Source organism: Ruegeria sp. YKSD163, from assembly GCF_059612905.1.
Genome location: NZ_JBXWRM010000007.1, coordinates 210,867 through 224,904 on the forward strand (window position 1 = coordinate 210,867; position 14,038 = coordinate 224,904).

At 64.0% G+C, this 14,038-nt stretch carries 14 protein-coding genes and 1 tRNA gene; 12 read left to right on the plus strand and 3 right to left on the minus strand.

The window, feature by feature from the left end; all coding sequences use genetic code 11:
- The first annotated feature begins 98 nt into the window (after positions 1-98).
- The 3 genes from AC2FNA_RS11850 to AC2FNA_RS11860 all read left to right on the plus strand — a co-directional run bounded on the left by AC2FNA_RS11850 (position 99) and on the right by AC2FNA_RS11860 (position 2,322).
- Positions 99-911, plus strand: coding sequence for a trypsin-like serine peptidase (locus AC2FNA_RS11850; protein ID WP_496826741.1), 813 nt, complete (start codon positions 99-101; stop codon positions 909-911).
- Positions 908-1,726 (plus strand): trypsin-like serine peptidase, encoded by an 819-nt coding sequence (locus tag AC2FNA_RS11855; RefSeq protein ID WP_496826743.1) that lies wholly within the window; start codon positions 908-910, stop codon positions 1,724-1,726. Before AC2FNA_RS11850 ends, AC2FNA_RS11855 begins: the two co-directional genes overlap by 4 nt.
- A 125-nt stretch (positions 1,727-1,851) precedes the next feature.
- Positions 1,852-2,322, plus strand: coding sequence for an Hsp20 family protein (locus AC2FNA_RS11860; protein ID WP_496826745.1), 471 nt, complete (start codon positions 1,852-1,854; stop codon positions 2,320-2,322).
- 247 nt (positions 2,323-2,569) lie between these two features.
- Here AC2FNA_RS11860 and AC2FNA_RS11865 read toward each other — a convergent pair whose 3' ends face one another.
- Positions 2,570-3,268, minus strand: a complete 699-nt coding sequence (locus AC2FNA_RS11865; protein ID WP_496826747.1) for a glutathione S-transferase family protein — start codon at positions 3,266-3,268, stop codon at positions 2,570-2,572.
- An 84-nt stretch (positions 3,269-3,352) separates the two neighbouring features.
- Between AC2FNA_RS11865 and AC2FNA_RS11870 the strand changes: the two genes are divergently transcribed.
- The 3 genes from AC2FNA_RS11870 (at position 3,353) to pheT (ending at position 7,908) form a co-directional block, all read left to right on the plus strand.
- Positions 3,353-4,042 carry a helix-turn-helix transcriptional regulator gene (locus AC2FNA_RS11870; RefSeq protein WP_496826749.1) on the plus strand — a complete coding sequence of 230 codons (690 nt, stop codon included), beginning with the start codon at positions 3,353-3,355 and terminating at the stop codon, positions 4,040-4,042.
- Positions 4,043-4,105: 63 nt separating this feature from the next.
- Entirely contained in the window at positions 4,106-5,377 is a 1,272-nt protein-coding gene (locus AC2FNA_RS11875; RefSeq protein ID WP_496826751.1) for a lytic murein transglycosylase, read from the plus strand.
- A 134-nt stretch (positions 5,378-5,511) separates the two neighbouring features.
- Complete coding sequence (gene pheT, locus AC2FNA_RS11880; protein ID WP_496826753.1) at positions 5,512-7,908, plus strand: phenylalanine--tRNA ligase subunit beta; 2,397 nt, start codon at positions 5,512-5,514, stop codon at positions 7,906-7,908.
- Between the two features lie 55 nt (positions 7,909-7,963).
- Here the strand turns inward: pheT and AC2FNA_RS11885 are convergent, their stop codons facing one another.
- Positions 7,964-8,848, minus strand: coding sequence for a LysR family transcriptional regulator (locus AC2FNA_RS11885; protein ID WP_496826755.1), 885 nt, complete (start codon positions 8,846-8,848; stop codon positions 7,964-7,966).
- A gap of 84 nt (positions 8,849-8,932) precedes the next feature.
- Between AC2FNA_RS11885 and AC2FNA_RS11890 the strand changes: the two genes are divergently transcribed.
- The 3 genes from AC2FNA_RS11890 (at position 8,933) to AC2FNA_RS11900 (ending at position 11,313) form a co-directional block, all read left to right on the plus strand.
- Entirely contained in the window at positions 8,933-9,565 is a 633-nt protein-coding gene (locus AC2FNA_RS11890; RefSeq protein WP_496826757.1) for a class I SAM-dependent methyltransferase, read from the plus strand.
- A gap of 67 nt (positions 9,566-9,632) precedes the next feature.
- The gene (locus AC2FNA_RS11895) at positions 9,633-10,082 is read left to right on the plus strand and encodes a YtoQ family protein (RefSeq protein WP_496826759.1); all 450 of its coding nucleotides are present in this window, start codon (positions 9,633-9,635) and stop codon (positions 10,080-10,082) included.
- 73 nt (positions 10,083-10,155) lie between these two features.
- Positions 10,156-11,313, plus strand: coding sequence for an MFS transporter (locus tag AC2FNA_RS11900; RefSeq protein ID WP_496826761.1), 1,158 nt, complete (start codon positions 10,156-10,158; stop codon positions 11,311-11,313).
- Positions 11,314-11,319: 6 nt separating this feature from the next.
- Here the strand turns inward: AC2FNA_RS11900 and AC2FNA_RS11905 are convergent, their stop codons facing one another.
- Entirely contained in the window at positions 11,320-12,021 is a 702-nt protein-coding gene (locus AC2FNA_RS11905) for a glutathione S-transferase family protein (RefSeq protein ID WP_496826763.1), read from the minus strand.
- Positions 12,022-12,301: 280 nt separating this feature from the next.
- Between AC2FNA_RS11905 and mscL the strand changes: the two genes are divergently transcribed.
- The 3 genes from mscL to AC2FNA_RS11920 all read left to right on the plus strand — a co-directional run bounded on the left by mscL (position 12,302) and on the right by AC2FNA_RS11920 (position 13,867).
- A complete protein-coding gene (gene mscL, locus AC2FNA_RS11910; RefSeq protein WP_496826764.1) occupies positions 12,302-12,733 on the plus strand; it encodes a large conductance mechanosensitive channel protein MscL in 432 nt (143 codons plus the stop codon).
- An 89-nt stretch (positions 12,734-12,822) separates the two neighbouring features.
- Positions 12,823-13,629 (plus strand): mechanosensitive ion channel family protein, encoded by an 807-nt coding sequence (locus AC2FNA_RS11915; protein WP_496826766.1) that lies wholly within the window; start codon positions 12,823-12,825, stop codon positions 13,627-13,629.
- Positions 13,630-13,790: 161 nt separating this feature from the next.
- Positions 13,791-13,867 (plus strand) — tRNA-Met (locus AC2FNA_RS11920).
- The last annotated feature ends 171 nt before the right edge of the window (positions 13,868-14,038 follow it).

The following is a 14,038-nucleotide window of genomic DNA, read 5'->3' on the forward strand; positions in this document are numbered from 1 at the left end:
GGCAGCTCGCGCATATCCGTCAAGAAGTCCCGACCGCGCCCCATTTTCGCCCAATGGGCCCACTACTTCTGTCCCCGACAACAGGTGCGGAGGACCGCGTGCGCAAATCCATACTGGCATTCGTTCTTGCCACCGCGGCGACCATCGCGGGTGCGCAGGACAGCGGGCTGACCAGCCTTGAAACCACCGATGCCGGGCGCAGCTGGCTTGCAGTCGGGCGGCTGGATATCGACGGGACCGGGTTCTGTACCGGCGCCCTGATCGCGCCCGATCTGGTGCTGACCGCCGCCCATTGTCTTTACGACAAAACCACCGGACAGCGGATCGACCCGGCCCGGATCGAGTTCCTGGCAGGTTGGCGGCGCGGGCGCGCCTCGGCCTATCGCAGGGTTGCGCGGGCGGTTCATCACCCCGACTATCTTTACGAAGGTTCGGTCACCGCCGACCGGGTACGCAACGACCTGGCGCTTTTGAAGCTGAGCCAGCCGATCCGCAACACCACCGTCATCCCGTTTGAGACCGGCAGCCACCCGATGCGGGGCGATGCGGTCCAGGTGGTCTCCTATGCCCATGACCGGGCCGAGGCGCCCTCGCTGCAAAGGTCCTGCGCGGTCATGGCCCGGCAGCAGGGCGTGCTGGTCATGACCTGCGATGTGGACTTCGGCGCCTCGGGGTCTCCGGTCTTCAGCCTGTCGGACACTACACCACGCATTGTCTCGGTGGTTTCGGCCAAGGCCGAGGTCGATGGCGCACGCGTGGCGCTTGGCACCTCGCTCGATGACACTCTGACCTATCTGATGGGAGAACTGGACAGTCGTAAACGGGTTGCCAATCCGACGGTACCTCGCGTCAACCGCCTGTCCGTCAGCAATCGGGGCAGCGCATCGGGCGCCAAGTTTGTCAAACCATGAAGGCACTATGCGCCCTTGCACTCTCGGCCCTGCTGGCCCTGCCTGCCCTGGCACAGAATTCCGGGCTCCGCCGCCTGACCGACCGCGACGACCTGTTCGGGTGGGAGGCAGTCGGGCGGCTTGACATTGCCGAACAGGGATTTTGCACTGGCACCCTGATTGCCCCCGACCTGGTTCTGACCGCCGCCCATTGCGCCTTTGACGGGCGCACCAGCGCACATTACCGCGCGGGCGAGATCACCTTTCGCGCCGGTTTCCGCGATGGCACCTCCATAGCCGACCGCCGTGTCGTGCAGATCGTGACACCTTCCGAATTCCAGCCCGCGGGCGCTGTCTCGGCCGAGCGTATCCGGGTCGATGTCGCCCTGATGCGGCTGGACAATCCGGTGCCGACCGCGCTGGCCGACCCCTTCGCCCTGCATTCGGGCGACGTGACCGGCAGCGAAATCAGCGTCTCGTCCTACGGGCGCGGTCGGGCCGAGGCGATATCGCGCCAGCGCGCCTGCCAGATGCTCTGGCGGCAAGAGGGGCTGATCGCCTTTGACTGTGACGTGACCTTTGGCTCGTCCGGCGCGGCCATCCTTGCGCGCGAAGGCAGCCGGGGCCGCGTGTTGTCGCTGGTTTCCGCCGGTGCCGTGATCGAAGGCCGCTCTATCGGCTATGGCATGGAACTGGCCGAAACCGTCGCCGCCCTGAAACAGAAGCTGCGCGCCAATGCCCTGGCGCCGGCGGCCAATATCCGCCGCCTGCAAGTGGGCGGCGGCCTGTCGTCGGGCGCCTCTGGGGCCAAGTTCCTGCGTCCCGGCGGCTCTTGAAAACACTTCTGCGCTTTCCCATGTCAATTTGACCGGGCCGCCGCAAAGCGGGGTCCGGGCCTGAAACCGCCCGTCCGTGACGGAGGGCTTTGGCATCAATCGCTCGAAGAAGAGGATTACGACATATGCGCAGTTTCGATTTCGCCCCGCTGCACCGCGCCAGCATCGGTTTCGACCAGATCGCCGATCTGATGGACAGGGTCATGTCAAGCGACGTGGGGCAGCCCAGCTATCCGCCCTATAACATCGAGAAAACCGCCGCAGACGCCTATCGCATCTCGATCGCGGTGGCCGGTTTCGCCGATAGCGACCTGTCGGTCGAGGTCAAGGAAAATGCCCTGGTGATCTCGGCCCGCAAGGCCGCCGACGAGGCCGAACGGACCTATCTGCATCGCGGCATCGCCACCCGTGCGTTCGAACGCCGCTTCACTCTGGCCGATCACGTGCGCGTGACCGGAGCCAGCCACGAAAACGGCATGCTGCATATCGACCTGAAGCGCGAGATTCCCGAGGCGCTGAAACCGCGCCGGATCGAGATCGCTTCGGTCAAATCCGCCGACACGCCCGAACGGATCGAGGCAAAGTCGGTCAACTAACCTCCGATCCGCGCGCCCCTGCGGTTTGATGGGCGCGCGGGTCATTCGCGATAAACCGGACCTCCCTCGGTTGTCGCGCCTTGCGCGCGCCTCATGTTCCTCCAGGCATGGGGCGCGCCGTTCGTTTCGAGCCGTGATCCGGGGTTGGCGCAACAGATGGCCAGCCAGCGCGCGCAAGTTGACCAGACCCGCGCTGTGCGGTCGGACAGGCCGCAAACCGAAACAAGCTTTTAATCCAAAGGGCTGGTCATGTCAGGGGAATGGTCGCGTCCATCCTGTCGACATAGTCCGACAATAGCCGGTCACCCGCGACGCGGCGTTGCAGCGGGGTCGCGACCGGTGTCGCCCGCATCGCGGCCAGCATCGGCGCGACCGACAGATCGGCACCGGTTGGCGTATCACCAAAGATGAAGGGTTTCTGCCACAACAGTGCGGTCACCGCTTCGAAACTGCGCTCGACCCGGTCGCGCCGATCTGTTTCGGAAAACCGGCCCATGCCCTGAAAGTCGAGCCCGCGCAGCACTTGCGCCCGGATCCGATTGGTGACCGGTTTGCGCAACAGGCGCGGGATCTCACCAAAGAATGTGTCGCAAATGATTGCCCAGACCGCGTCATCGCCCCATCGATCCAGCACCAGATAGGGATACAGGTGATCCTCGGCCATATGGATCAGCGCCCGCGCACTGGCCCGCTGGGCATCGGTCAGACCACGGTCGAATTCCGCGCCCCGCGACTCCAGCCAGGCGCGGATACCATCGCTGTCGGGCACCAGCCGTTCCGGCGTGCGCAGGACGGGCAGTTTGCCATGAGGCATGCGGCGCGGATCGTTCATGTCCTGTCGTTGCCAGGTGTGCCTGCTCAGTTGCATCAGATAGGCCGCTTTCACGCAAAACGGGCTGGCAGAGTATAGCCCGAAGGCCTTGGGAAACATCATCAGGGTCAACATCTGTCCGGTCCTTGGTTTCAACTGCCGACTGGATAGGGCAGCATGATGCCAGTTTCTGTCATCAGCATCGGGTTACCCTGCGCCATGTCCAAAACCGCAAGATTGTTCCAGCTGATGCAGGCCCTGCGCTCGGGCCCGGCGCCGCATACCTCGACGGCGCTGGCACAGGATCTGGGCGTCTCTTCCCGTACCATCCATCGCGACATCGACGCGCTGCGCGGTCTTGGCGCCGTGATCGACGGCGAAGCAGGGTTTGGCTTTACCCTGATCGAGGACGCCACCCTGCCCCCGCTCGGCTTTACCGATGACGAGTTAGAGGCGCTGGTTCTGGGTCTGCGCGAGGCGGAACTGATCGGCGACCCGGCACTCAGCCAGGCCGCCAGCGCCGCCTTGCGCAAGCTTCAGGGCCGTCTGCCGCCGCGCCAGTCGCACCGCCTGTCACATGCGGTGCTGACCGCGACCCGGTTTGACCGGCCCCAGCCACCGACAATCCCGGTGGCCCAGCTGCGCGCCGCCGCCTGGGACGAGATGGCGGTCAGCTTCGACTATACCGACATGCATGGCGCCGCCACCTCGCGCACTGTCTATCCGCTGTCCATCGTCTATATGGATCGCTCCAGCGTGCTGATTGCCTGGTGCCTGTTGCGAAAGGATGTGCGGGTGTTCCGGCTGGACCGGATGCGCGATCTGGTGGTCACCGGGCAGAGCTTTCGCCCGCGCAGGGTGCCGATGCTGCGCGATGCGCTGGCACAGATTCGCGCGCAGCAAGCGTGAGTACTTTGTCCGCCGCCGCTTTCGCGGTAGGCTGGGGCCGAGCAGCAAAGCAGGGCGCGACCCATGATCCGGTTCCTGACATCTCTGGCGTTATGCCTGGGCGGCAGCGTTGCGGCGGAAACACCCGCCACGCTGATACCGGCGGTGGCGCAATCGCTGCGCCCAGTATTGCGGCCGGTTACACTCACGCCTGCCTCTCAGGATCTCGAAGCGCAGTTTCAAACCTGGTTGGCCGGGTTTCGCGCCCGTGCGCTGGCTCTCGGCATCACCCCGGCTACGCTGGATGCCGCCTTGCCCGGCCTCCGCTATGATGCCGAAGTGGTCCGGCGCGACCGCAACCAGGCGGAGTTCACCAAAACGATCTGGGATTACCTCGACACTGCCGTGTCCGAGGCCCGCATCGCCAATGGCCGCAAGGCCGTCGCGCGCCATACCGACCTGCTGACCCGGATCGAGGCACAATGGGGCGTCGACCGCCATGTGGTCGCCGCCATCTGGGGACTGGAAAGCGCCTATGGCGCGGTACGCGGGAGCGACAGCACCCTACGTTCGCTGGCTTCGTTGGCCTTTGACACGCGTCGCGCCGCGTTCTTCGAAGAACAGCTGATCGCCGCCCTACGCATTCTTGACAGCGGCGATGCCCGGCTGCGCGATCTGCGCGGCAGCTGGGCGGGCGCGATGGGCCATACCCAGTTCATGCCGACCTCATATCAGGATCACGCGGTGGATTTCACCGGCGACGGGCGCCGCGATATCTGGTCGGACGACCCCAGCGACGCGCTGGCCTCGACCGCTGCTTATCTCAAGGCCAATGGCTGGGTCAGCGGCCAACCCTGGGGGGTCGAGGTGCAGTTGCCAAAGGGGTTCGACCTGACAAGCGCACGGCGCGAGTTGACAAGGATGCCGTCGGATTGGGCCGCTCAGGGCGTGCGCGACGTTCAGGGCCACGCGGTGCCCGACCATGGCCCCGCCAGCATCCTGCTGCCCGCCGGGCATAGCGGCGCGGCCTTCATGATCTTTGACAATTTCGCGGTGATCGAGACCTATAACACCGCCGATGCCTATGTGATCGGGGTCGGCCATCTGGCCGACCGCATCGCCGGTGGGGGGCCGATCCGGGGCAGCTGGCCACGCGCCGACCGGGCGCTGACCCTGGACGAACGGATCGAGCTGCAAGAGCGCCTGACCGCCGCCGGGTTCGATACGCAAAAGATCGACGGCAAGATCGGACCGCTGACCATCAACGCGGTGCGCGACTATCAGCTGGATCAGGGCCTGGCGCCTGACGGCTACGCCTCGTTGCGGGTGCTGGAACGGCTGCGCAACGCAAGCTGACAGCCCGCACATATGCGGTCCACTCTTTTCCATCCTGACCTAATCCGCTAAAGCCGGTCTGACCAAAACGAACCTTGGCAGCAGCGTACCGGAACCGGCGACGGGCTGACCCGCATCAAGGACAGGACGACGACATGAAATTCACCCTCTCCTGGCTGAAGGACCACCTGGACACCACCGCCAGCGTGGACGAAATCGCCGAGGCGTTGACCGATCTGGGGCTCGAAGTCGAAGGCATCGAGAACCCAGCCGCGCGTCTGGCCGGGTTCACTCTGGCCCATGTCAAATCGGCCCAGCAACACCCCGATGCCGACCGCCTGCGCGTCTGCGTGGTGGAAACCAACGAGGGCGAGAAACAGATCGTCTGCGGCGCCCCCAACGCGCGCGAAGGCATCACCGTGGTTTTGGCAAAACCGGGCGACTATGTGCCCGGCATCGACGTGACCCTCTCGGTCGGCAATATCCGCGGTGTCGAAAGCCACGGCATGATGTGTTCCGAGCGCGAGCTGGAACTGTCTGAGGAACATGACGGCATCATCGAACTGCCCTCGGGCGAGGTGGGCGAGCTGTTCATCGATTGGCTGGCCGAGAACGACCCGGCCAAGGTCGACCCGGTGATCGAGATCGCGATCACCCCCAACCGCCCCGACGCGCTGGGCGTGGCGGGCATCGCCCGCGACTTGGCCGCGCGCGGCATTGGTACGCTGAAAACCCGCGCCTATGCGCCGGTGCCAGGCGATTTTGACTGCCCGATCAAGGTCACCATCGACGAGGATACCCGCGACGGCTGCCCGCTGTTCACCGGCCGCCTGATCCGTGACGTGCGCAATGGCCCCAGCCCGCAATGGTTGCAGGACCAGCTGCGCGCCATCGGCCTGCGCCCGATCTCGGCGCTGGTCGATATCACCAATTACATGACCTATGACCACAACCGCCCGCTGCACGTCTTTGACGCGGACAAGGTCAAGGGCAACCTGCGCGTCCACCGCGCGGCAGGGGGCGAAACGCTCAAGGCGCTGGACGAGAAGGAATACACCTTCCAGCCCGGCATGATGGTGATCTCGGACGATGAAGGGCCCGAGAGCATCGCCGGTATCATGGGCGGTGACGCCACTGGCTGTACCGAGGAGACGGTGAATGTCTTCCTCGAAAGCGCCTATTGGGACAATGTGCAGATCGCGCTTGCGGGCCGCGCACTCAAGATCAACTCGGACGCGCGCTATCGCTTCGAGCGCGGGGTCGATCCGGAATACACGCTCGAAGGGCTGGAACACGCGACCCAGATGATCCTCGATATCTGCGGCGGCGAGGCCTCGAGCGTGGTGATCGCGGGTGCGGTTCCCAACCATTCCCGCGCCTACAAGCTGGACGCCGAACGCGTGCGGTCGCTGGTCGGCATGGACATCCCCGAAAGCGAACAGCGCCAGACGCTGACGCGCCTTGGCTTCCGGCTCGAAGGCAACATGGCGCATGTGCCCAGCTGGCGCCCGGATGTGCAGGGCGAGGCCGATCTGGTCGAGGAAGTGGCCCGCATCGCGTCGCTGACCAAGCTGGTGGGCAAGCCGCTTCCGCGTCTGACCTCTGGCGTGCCGAAACCGGTGATGACACCGCAACAGCGCCGCCTGTCGATGGCGCGCCGTACGGCGGCCTCGCTGGGGTACAACGAATGCGTCAGCTATACTTTCATCGACCAGGCCTCGGCGGCGCTGTTCGGTGGCGGTACTGATGCGACCATGCTGGAAAATCCGATCTCGTCGGAAATGAGCCATATGCGCCCCGACCTGCTGCCGGGCCTGCTGGCTGCCGCTGCCCGTAATCAGGCGCGCGGCTTTGCCGATCTGGCCCTGTTCGAGGCGGGGCCGGTGTTCCACGGCGGCGAGCCGGGCGAACAACGGGCGCAGATCGCGGGCCTCTTGGTCGGCCGTACCGGACCCAAGGACGTGCATGGCGCCGCGCGCCCGGTCGATGTCTATGACGCCAAGGCCGATGCCGAGGCGGTGCTGGCCGCCATGGGCGCGCCCGCCAAGGTGCAGATCCTGCGCGGGGCCGAGGGCTGGTGGCATCCGGGCCGCCATGGCCGTATCTGCCTTGGCCCGAAAAAGGTTCTGGGCATCTTTGGCGAGCTGCACCCCCGCGTGTTGCAGGCAATGGACGTCAAGGGACCGGCGGTCGCCTTCGTGCTCTGGCCCGAAGAAGTGCCGCTGCCCCGCAAATCGGGCACCACGCGCGAGGCGCTTGCACTGCGCGACCTGCAAGCGGTCGAACGCGATTTTGCCTTTGTGGTCGATGCAGGCGTCGAGGCGCTGACACTGGTCAATGCCGCCGCCGGGGCCGACAAGGCGCTGATCGAGGATGTGCGCGTCTTTGACGAGTTCATTGGCGGTTCGCTGGGCGAAGGCAAGAAATCGCTCGCCATCACCGTGCGCCTGCAACCGACCGAGGCAACGCTCAAGGAAAAGGATATCGAGGCCGTCAGCGCCAAGATCGTCGAGAAGGTCGCCAAGGCCACCGGCGGAACCCTGCGCGGCTGATCCGGCTCTCGTCTCACGGTACAAGGGCGCGCCTCCTGGCGTGCCCTTTTGCATTTCAAGCGGCCAGGAAATCGGCCAATATGTCGAACACCAGACGGATGCGCCGGCTGGTGTGCACCTCGCGATGCGCAGTCAGCCAGACCGGGAACAGCAGCGGCTCCATCTCTGGCAATAACCGCTCCACACCTTCGGTCAACGCGGCCACATCATCGCTCATCGGTGCTATGCCGAACCCCTGCCGCACATAGTCCCAGGCCACCACGCCGCTTTGCGAGCCGAGCCGGAAATTCGCACGCGTCAGCGGCAAGCCCAGCGGCGCCAAGTGCCCAAGCATCTCGCTGACATCGCCAAAGGCGATGAAGTCATGCGTCGCCAGATCAGCCTTGGTCACCGGACGCCCGCGCCGGTCGAGATAGGCGGAGGCTGCGTAGAAATGCGCCGTCGCTTCGCGCACCAATCGGGCGATCAGATCGGGCTGTTCGGGGCGCACATGGCGGATCGCGATATCCGCCTCGCGCCGCATCAGATCGCGGATATCGTTGGCGGCAATCACCTCGATCTCCAGCCGGGGCGCCTGCGCACGGATGCGGCGCAGCGCCTCGGGCAGCACATAGGCCGACATCACGTCGCTGGCGGTGATCCTGACGCGCCCCTCGATGGATTGCGCCTGGCCCGAAGCTGCCAGCGCCACCCGCTCCGCTGCCGCCCCCATGGCGCGCGTATGCTCCAGCAGATCGGCCCCCGCCTCGGTAAGCACCAGCGCCCGCCCGATCCGCTCGAACAGCAAGACGCCCAGATCCTGCTCCAGCGCCGCGACCTGGCGGCTGAGCGTCGGCTGTGTCAGGTTCAATCGCCGCGCGGCCGCCGACAGCGATCCCGCCTCGGCGGTTTTCAGAAAGGCGCGGATGTGGTTCCAGTCCAGCTTGGTCAGATCATTCATGCATTCCTGTATAAGCAAACTGCGAATTTCGGCAATTTCTAATGACTCTGCGTATATCTATTGTGCCGCCAAAAGGAGACACGCATGGTTGACAGCGTCACATTCTGGAACCGGATTGCCGAAAAATACGCCCGCAGCCCGATCGCGGACATGGCATCCTATGACTATACACTCGAACGCACCGCCGCCCACCTGAAGCCCATCGACCGGGTTCTAGAACTGGGCTGCGGCACCGGCACCACCGCCTTGCGGCTGGCGCCGAAGGTGGCTGGGATCGTCGCCACCGACATTGCGCCTGCAATGCTGGCCGTGGGGCGGCGCAAGGCGGCGGAACAGGGGGTGGAGAACGTCGAGTTTGTAGAAGCCCGGGCCGAGACACCGCCCGAAGGGACGTTCGATGCGGTACTGGCCTTCAACCTGCTGCATCTGGTCAATGATCTCGATGCCAGCCTGGCCGCGATCCATGACCGGCTAAAGCCTGGCGGGTTGTTCATCTCCAAGACTTTCTGCTTGAGCAAGGGCCGCAACAGCCTGAAGCTCACCGTGATCCGCCTCGCCCTGCCGGTGATGCAACTGCTGGGCAAGGCACCCCCGGTTACCTTTTCGACAGAGGCGCAACTGGAACGCGCAATCACCCGCGCGGGCTTTGACATGGTCGAGCAAGAAAGCTTTCCCGCCAAGGACCCGCGCCGCTTCCTCGTTGCCCGCCGTCGCTGAAGCGTCGGGGTTGTTCCACGCCACCCTGCGCCCTAGGCTCCACCCGGAACAAAGCAAGGAGAGCCGTATGACCCTGAACGTCTATCTGTCGGGAGAGATCCACACCGATTGGCGCGAGCAGATCGTTGCCGGTGCAAAGGAGCTTGACGTGCGCTTCTCAGGCCCGGTCACCGACCATGCCGCCAGCGACGATTGTGGTGTGGCGATCCTGGGCGCCGAGTCGGACAAGTATTGGCACGACCACAAGGGCGCCATGGTAAACGCAATCCGCACCCGCAAGGGCATATCCGATGCGGATGTTATCGTGGTCCGCTTTGGCGACAAGTACAAGCAGTGGAATGCCGCCTTCGACGCGGGCTATGCCGCCGCGCTGGGCAAGTCGATCATCGTGCTCAGCCCACCCGAACACCAGCATGCCCTGAAAGAGGTACACGCCGCCGCCCTTGCGGTTGCCGAAACACCCGCGCAGGTGGTCGCCGTCCTGCGCTATGTGCTGACTGGGGCCTTGCCCGGCTGACCGGTACGCGATTTGCGTTGACGGACAACGGATTATACTGATGCTGGTCGCATTTGCTGTCGGAGGGGGAACGATGGCGTTGCACTGGCGTATTCTTGTCCTGCTGTTTCTGGTGCGCTGCACCATGGCCTTTCAGTTCGCGACCATCGGCGGCATCGGTCCGGTGCTGTCTGACACCTATACGTTGGATATCGCCGGGCTCGGCTGGATCGTGGGGCTCTATTTCCTGCCGGGGGTGGTGGTCGCCTTGCCGGGCGGCGGCATCGCCCGCCGGTTCGGTGATGAAAGGGTGATCCTCTTCGGGCTGGCGCTGATGACGGCGGGGTCGTTGATCATGGCGCTGCAACCGCCGTTGAGCGTGTTCAGCGCCGCCCGGTTGATGGCCGGTATCGGCGGCATCCTGATGAACGTCCTGATGAGCAAGCTGGTGCTCGACTGGTTTGCCAATCGTCAGATCGCAACCGCCATGGTGATCTTCATCAACTCCTGGCCTGCCGGTATCGGCCTGTCGCTTGTGGTACAGCCGTGGCTGGCGGCCCAGGGTGGCGTCGCCCTGCCGTTCGCGGTCGAAACCGGCCTGATCGCGACGGCCCTGGTGGCCTTTTTCCTGTTCTATCGCCGCCCCGAAACAGCACCCGTCACCACGGGTACGCCTGCCCGGGCCGTGCCGCAGGGTGCTATTCTTGGCGCGGTGCTTGTTGCCGGGTTCTCGTGGGGCGCGTTCAACGCCAGCCTCGCCGCCTTGCTGTCCTTTGGTCCCACATCGCTTGTCGACCGGGGGATGCCACTGGAGCTGGCGGGCCTGTCGATCAGCATCGTGTCCTGGACCGTCGTCGCTACCGGCACATTTGGCGGCTGGCTGACGGATCGCACCGGACGGCCCGCGACGGTGCTGTTGACCGGCCTTGGTCTCTTTGGCCTCGCCCTGTTCCTGTTTCCCCGCGTCCCGCCGATGCTGATCACCATGGCCTTGATCGGTCTCTTGTCGGGCGTCCCGGTTGCGGGATTAATCAGCTTGCCCGCCCGCGTTCTGAAACCCGAGCAACGGGCCATCGGCATGGGCCTGTTCTACACTGTCTATTACGCCTGTTTCGCGATCCTGCCCGGTCTGGGCGGTAAATGGGCCGAAAGCGCCGGAACAGTGTCCGCCGCTTTCGAATTTGCCGCCTTTGTCATCGTGCTAACGATGCTGGGCGTATTTGTCTTTCTACCCCTGTCGCGCCGGGTCTGAGGGGGATCATCCCTCGCGCGCCGGGATCGTCAGCCCGCGCTGCACCGCAGGCCGGGCCAGGAACCGGTCAAGATAGGCGACAACATTGGGGAACCCGTCCCAGCCCAGAACCTCGCGCGCGCCGTAATAATCGAGCCCACGCAGCCATGGGGCGATAGCGATATCCGCGATCGAGTAGTCGCCCGCGATCCAGTCCCGCGTCGCCAGCTGCCCGTCCAGCACCGCCAGAATCCGCCGCGCCTCGGCAATATAGCGATCACGCGGGCGCGGATCCTCGATCTCGGCTCCGGCAAACTTGTAAAAGAACCCGAGCTGGCCGAACATCGGCCCGACCCCACCCATCTGGAACATCAGCCATTGCACGACGCGTGCCTTGTCAGCGGCGGTCTCACCGATGAAACGCCCGGACTTCTCCGCCAGATACAGCAGGATCGCCCCGCTTTCGAACAGCGTCAGCGGCTGACCGTCCGGCCCGTTCGGGTCGATGATCGCGGGGATCTTGTTGTTGGGGTTCAAAGACAGGAATTCGGGGCTTTTTACATCCGCGTCCGACAGCGTGACGGTATGTGCCTCATAGGGCAGGCCCAGCTCCTCCAGCAGGATCGAAACCTTGACCCCGTTTGGCGTGGGAAAGGAATAGAGTTGCAGGATATCGGGGTTTGCAGCGGGCCAGCGGCGGCTGATAGGGAATTCTGCAAGATCAAACATGGCGTGTCTCCAGTTTTGGTTTCGAACACGACCTATGCTGCCTGCCGGGCGAAAGAAGAGGTCGCATTGTGCGCCCCTGACCAACTGGCTGTGTAGAAGCGAACAGGCCTTGACCGACGTCTGTATGCCGGGTCAAGCCGAGACAGCTGCAAAAACGCGTATTTCCGCGTTATTTTTCCCCGTGCGGATACCCTGCACCCTGCTATTTCTGACCCTATGCCGGACCGGCCACAAAGTCTGGCAAGACAACAACGGTTCAAATTCAGACACGGAACTGACCATGCTAAAAGAGTTCAAGGCCTTCGTCGCCAAGGGAAATGTCATGGACATGGCGGTCGGGATCATCATCGGCGCAGCCTTTACCGCGATCGTGAAATCGCTGGTCGACGACCTGATCAATCCCATTGTCGGGCTGTTTACCGGTGGCGTCGACTTTACCAACAATTTCGTCGTCCTTGGTGGCGATGGCACTACATTTGACACGCTGTCTGCCGCCCGCGAGGCCGGAGCCTCGGTCTTTGCCTATGGAGCCTTCATCATGGCGGTGTTCAACTTCCTGATCATCGCCTGGGTGGTGTTCATGCTGGTAAAGGCGGTTAATCGCGCCAAGGAGTCCGCCGCCAGGGACGAGGCCGCCGCCGAGCCAGCCGCGCCCGCAGGCCCGTCGGAACTTGACGTGTTGCTGGAAATCCGCGACTCGCTGCAACGCTGAGCAGCACGCTTGTCGTTTCGACCGCTCCGGAACCCCAGGTGCGGTTCATTCATTCAAGGCAACCCGCATCAACAGGAGCAAACAAGACCATGCAGGACTATCTGAACCAGGCCGATGTCATCTGGCCGCTCATCGTAAGCGCGGGCAAAGCGCTGGTTGTGCTGATCCTGGGTTGGACCGTTGCCGGTATGATCGCCGGCCTGGTCCGCCGGCGCATCAACGCGACCCCGCAAATCGACCCGACACTCGGCAACTTCACTGCCAGCCTCGTGAGATGGGCGATCCTCGCCATGGTCCTGGTCGCCGTTCTGGGCATCTTCGGGATCGAGGCAACCAGTATCGTCGCCGTATTGGGCGCCGCCTCGCTGGCCATCGGCCTCGCATTGCAGGGGACGCTCAGCGACCTGGCAGCGGGGGTAATGCTGGTGGTGTTCCGGCCCTACAAGCTCGGTCAATTCGTCGATATCGGCGGAACCTCGGGAACCGTGCGTGATCTCAACCTCTTCACCACCGAGTTGGTGACACCGGACAATGTCCAGATAATTATCCCCAACGGCCAGGCCTGGGGTGCGATCATCACCAACTACTCGGCGCATGACACCCGCCGCGTCGACCTGACATTCGGCATCGACTATGGCGACGATGCGGGAAAAGCGATGGAGATTGTCGAAAGAACCGCCCGGGCAGACAACCGTGTTCTGGCCGATCCCGCCCCCTGGGTCCGGGTCACCAATCTGGGCGACAGCTCGGTCGATCTGACCGCACGCCTGTGGTGCAAGGCCGAGGACTATTGGGAGCTGAAGTTCGCGCTGACCCGCGAGGTCAAGGAAGCCTTCGATGCCGGAGGTATCTCGATCCCCTATCCACACAGTGTCGAGATTCAGAAGAGCGCATGAACCGCTCTTCATTTCGCCAGAAATACTCCGGGGGAGTCGCTGCTTGCGGCGACGGGGGCAGAGCCCCCTCCCCCTTTTCTGCCAAAGAAAAAATTGGCACCAAAGGTCTGGATTCCGTTTGACACCGTCGCAGGGCTTAGGTAGTCACCGCGCGTGGTTGCGGCGTGATAGCTCAGTTGGTTAGAGCACAGCACTCATAATGCTGGGGTCGGCGGTTCAAGTCCGCCTCACGCTACCACTCTTCCACTGAGTTTTCCCACATATGAAGCAGACCGCCGGTCGACCGCAGCCCTGATCGGTGGCGGGCTGCGAGATTATTCGTCGAATAATCTCGGGTGTCGGATCGTTTGTGGACATGAAAAAGGCCGCTCCGGGGGAGCGGCCTTTTCTGTTTGTCACCCTTGTGCGC

What these genes read in the sequence shown, in the direction of transcription:
- AC2FNA_RS11855 (WP_496826743.1), top strand. Translation starts at nt 908, where the DNA reads ATGAAGGCACTATGCGCCCTTGCACTCTCGGCCCTGCTGGCCCTGCCT.
- AC2FNA_RS11860 (WP_496826745.1), top strand. Translation starts at nt 1,852, where the DNA reads ATGCGCAGTTTCGATTTCGCCCCGCTGCACCGCGCCAGCATCGGTTTC.
- AC2FNA_RS11865 (WP_496826747.1), bottom strand. Translation starts at nt 3,268, where the DNA reads ATGTTGACCCTGATGATGTTTCCCAAGGCCTTCGGGCTATACTCTGCC.
- AC2FNA_RS11870 (WP_496826749.1), top strand. Translation starts at nt 3,353, where the DNA reads ATGTCCAAAACCGCAAGATTGTTCCAGCTGATGCAGGCCCTGCGCTCG.
- AC2FNA_RS11875 (WP_496826751.1), top strand. Translation starts at nt 4,106, where the DNA reads ATGATCCGGTTCCTGACATCTCTGGCGTTATGCCTGGGCGGCAGCGTT.
- pheT (WP_496826753.1), top strand. Translation starts at nt 5,512, where the DNA reads ATGAAATTCACCCTCTCCTGGCTGAAGGACCACCTGGACACCACCGCC.
- AC2FNA_RS11885 (WP_496826755.1), bottom strand. Translation starts at nt 8,848, where the DNA reads ATGAATGATCTGACCAAGCTGGACTGGAACCACATCCGCGCCTTTCTG.
- AC2FNA_RS11890 (WP_496826757.1), top strand. Translation starts at nt 8,933, where the DNA reads ATGGTTGACAGCGTCACATTCTGGAACCGGATTGCCGAAAAATACGCC.
- AC2FNA_RS11895 (WP_496826759.1), top strand. Translation starts at nt 9,633, where the DNA reads ATGACCCTGAACGTCTATCTGTCGGGAGAGATCCACACCGATTGGCGC.
- AC2FNA_RS11900 (WP_496826761.1), top strand. Translation starts at nt 10,156, where the DNA reads ATGGCGTTGCACTGGCGTATTCTTGTCCTGCTGTTTCTGGTGCGCTGC.
- AC2FNA_RS11905 (WP_496826763.1), bottom strand. Translation starts at nt 12,021, where the DNA reads ATGTTTGATCTTGCAGAATTCCCTATCAGCCGCCGCTGGCCCGCTGCA.
- mscL (WP_496826764.1), top strand. Translation starts at nt 12,302, where the DNA reads ATGCTAAAAGAGTTCAAGGCCTTCGTCGCCAAGGGAAATGTCATGGAC.
- AC2FNA_RS11915 (WP_496826766.1), top strand. Translation starts at nt 12,823, where the DNA reads ATGCAGGACTATCTGAACCAGGCCGATGTCATCTGGCCGCTCATCGTA.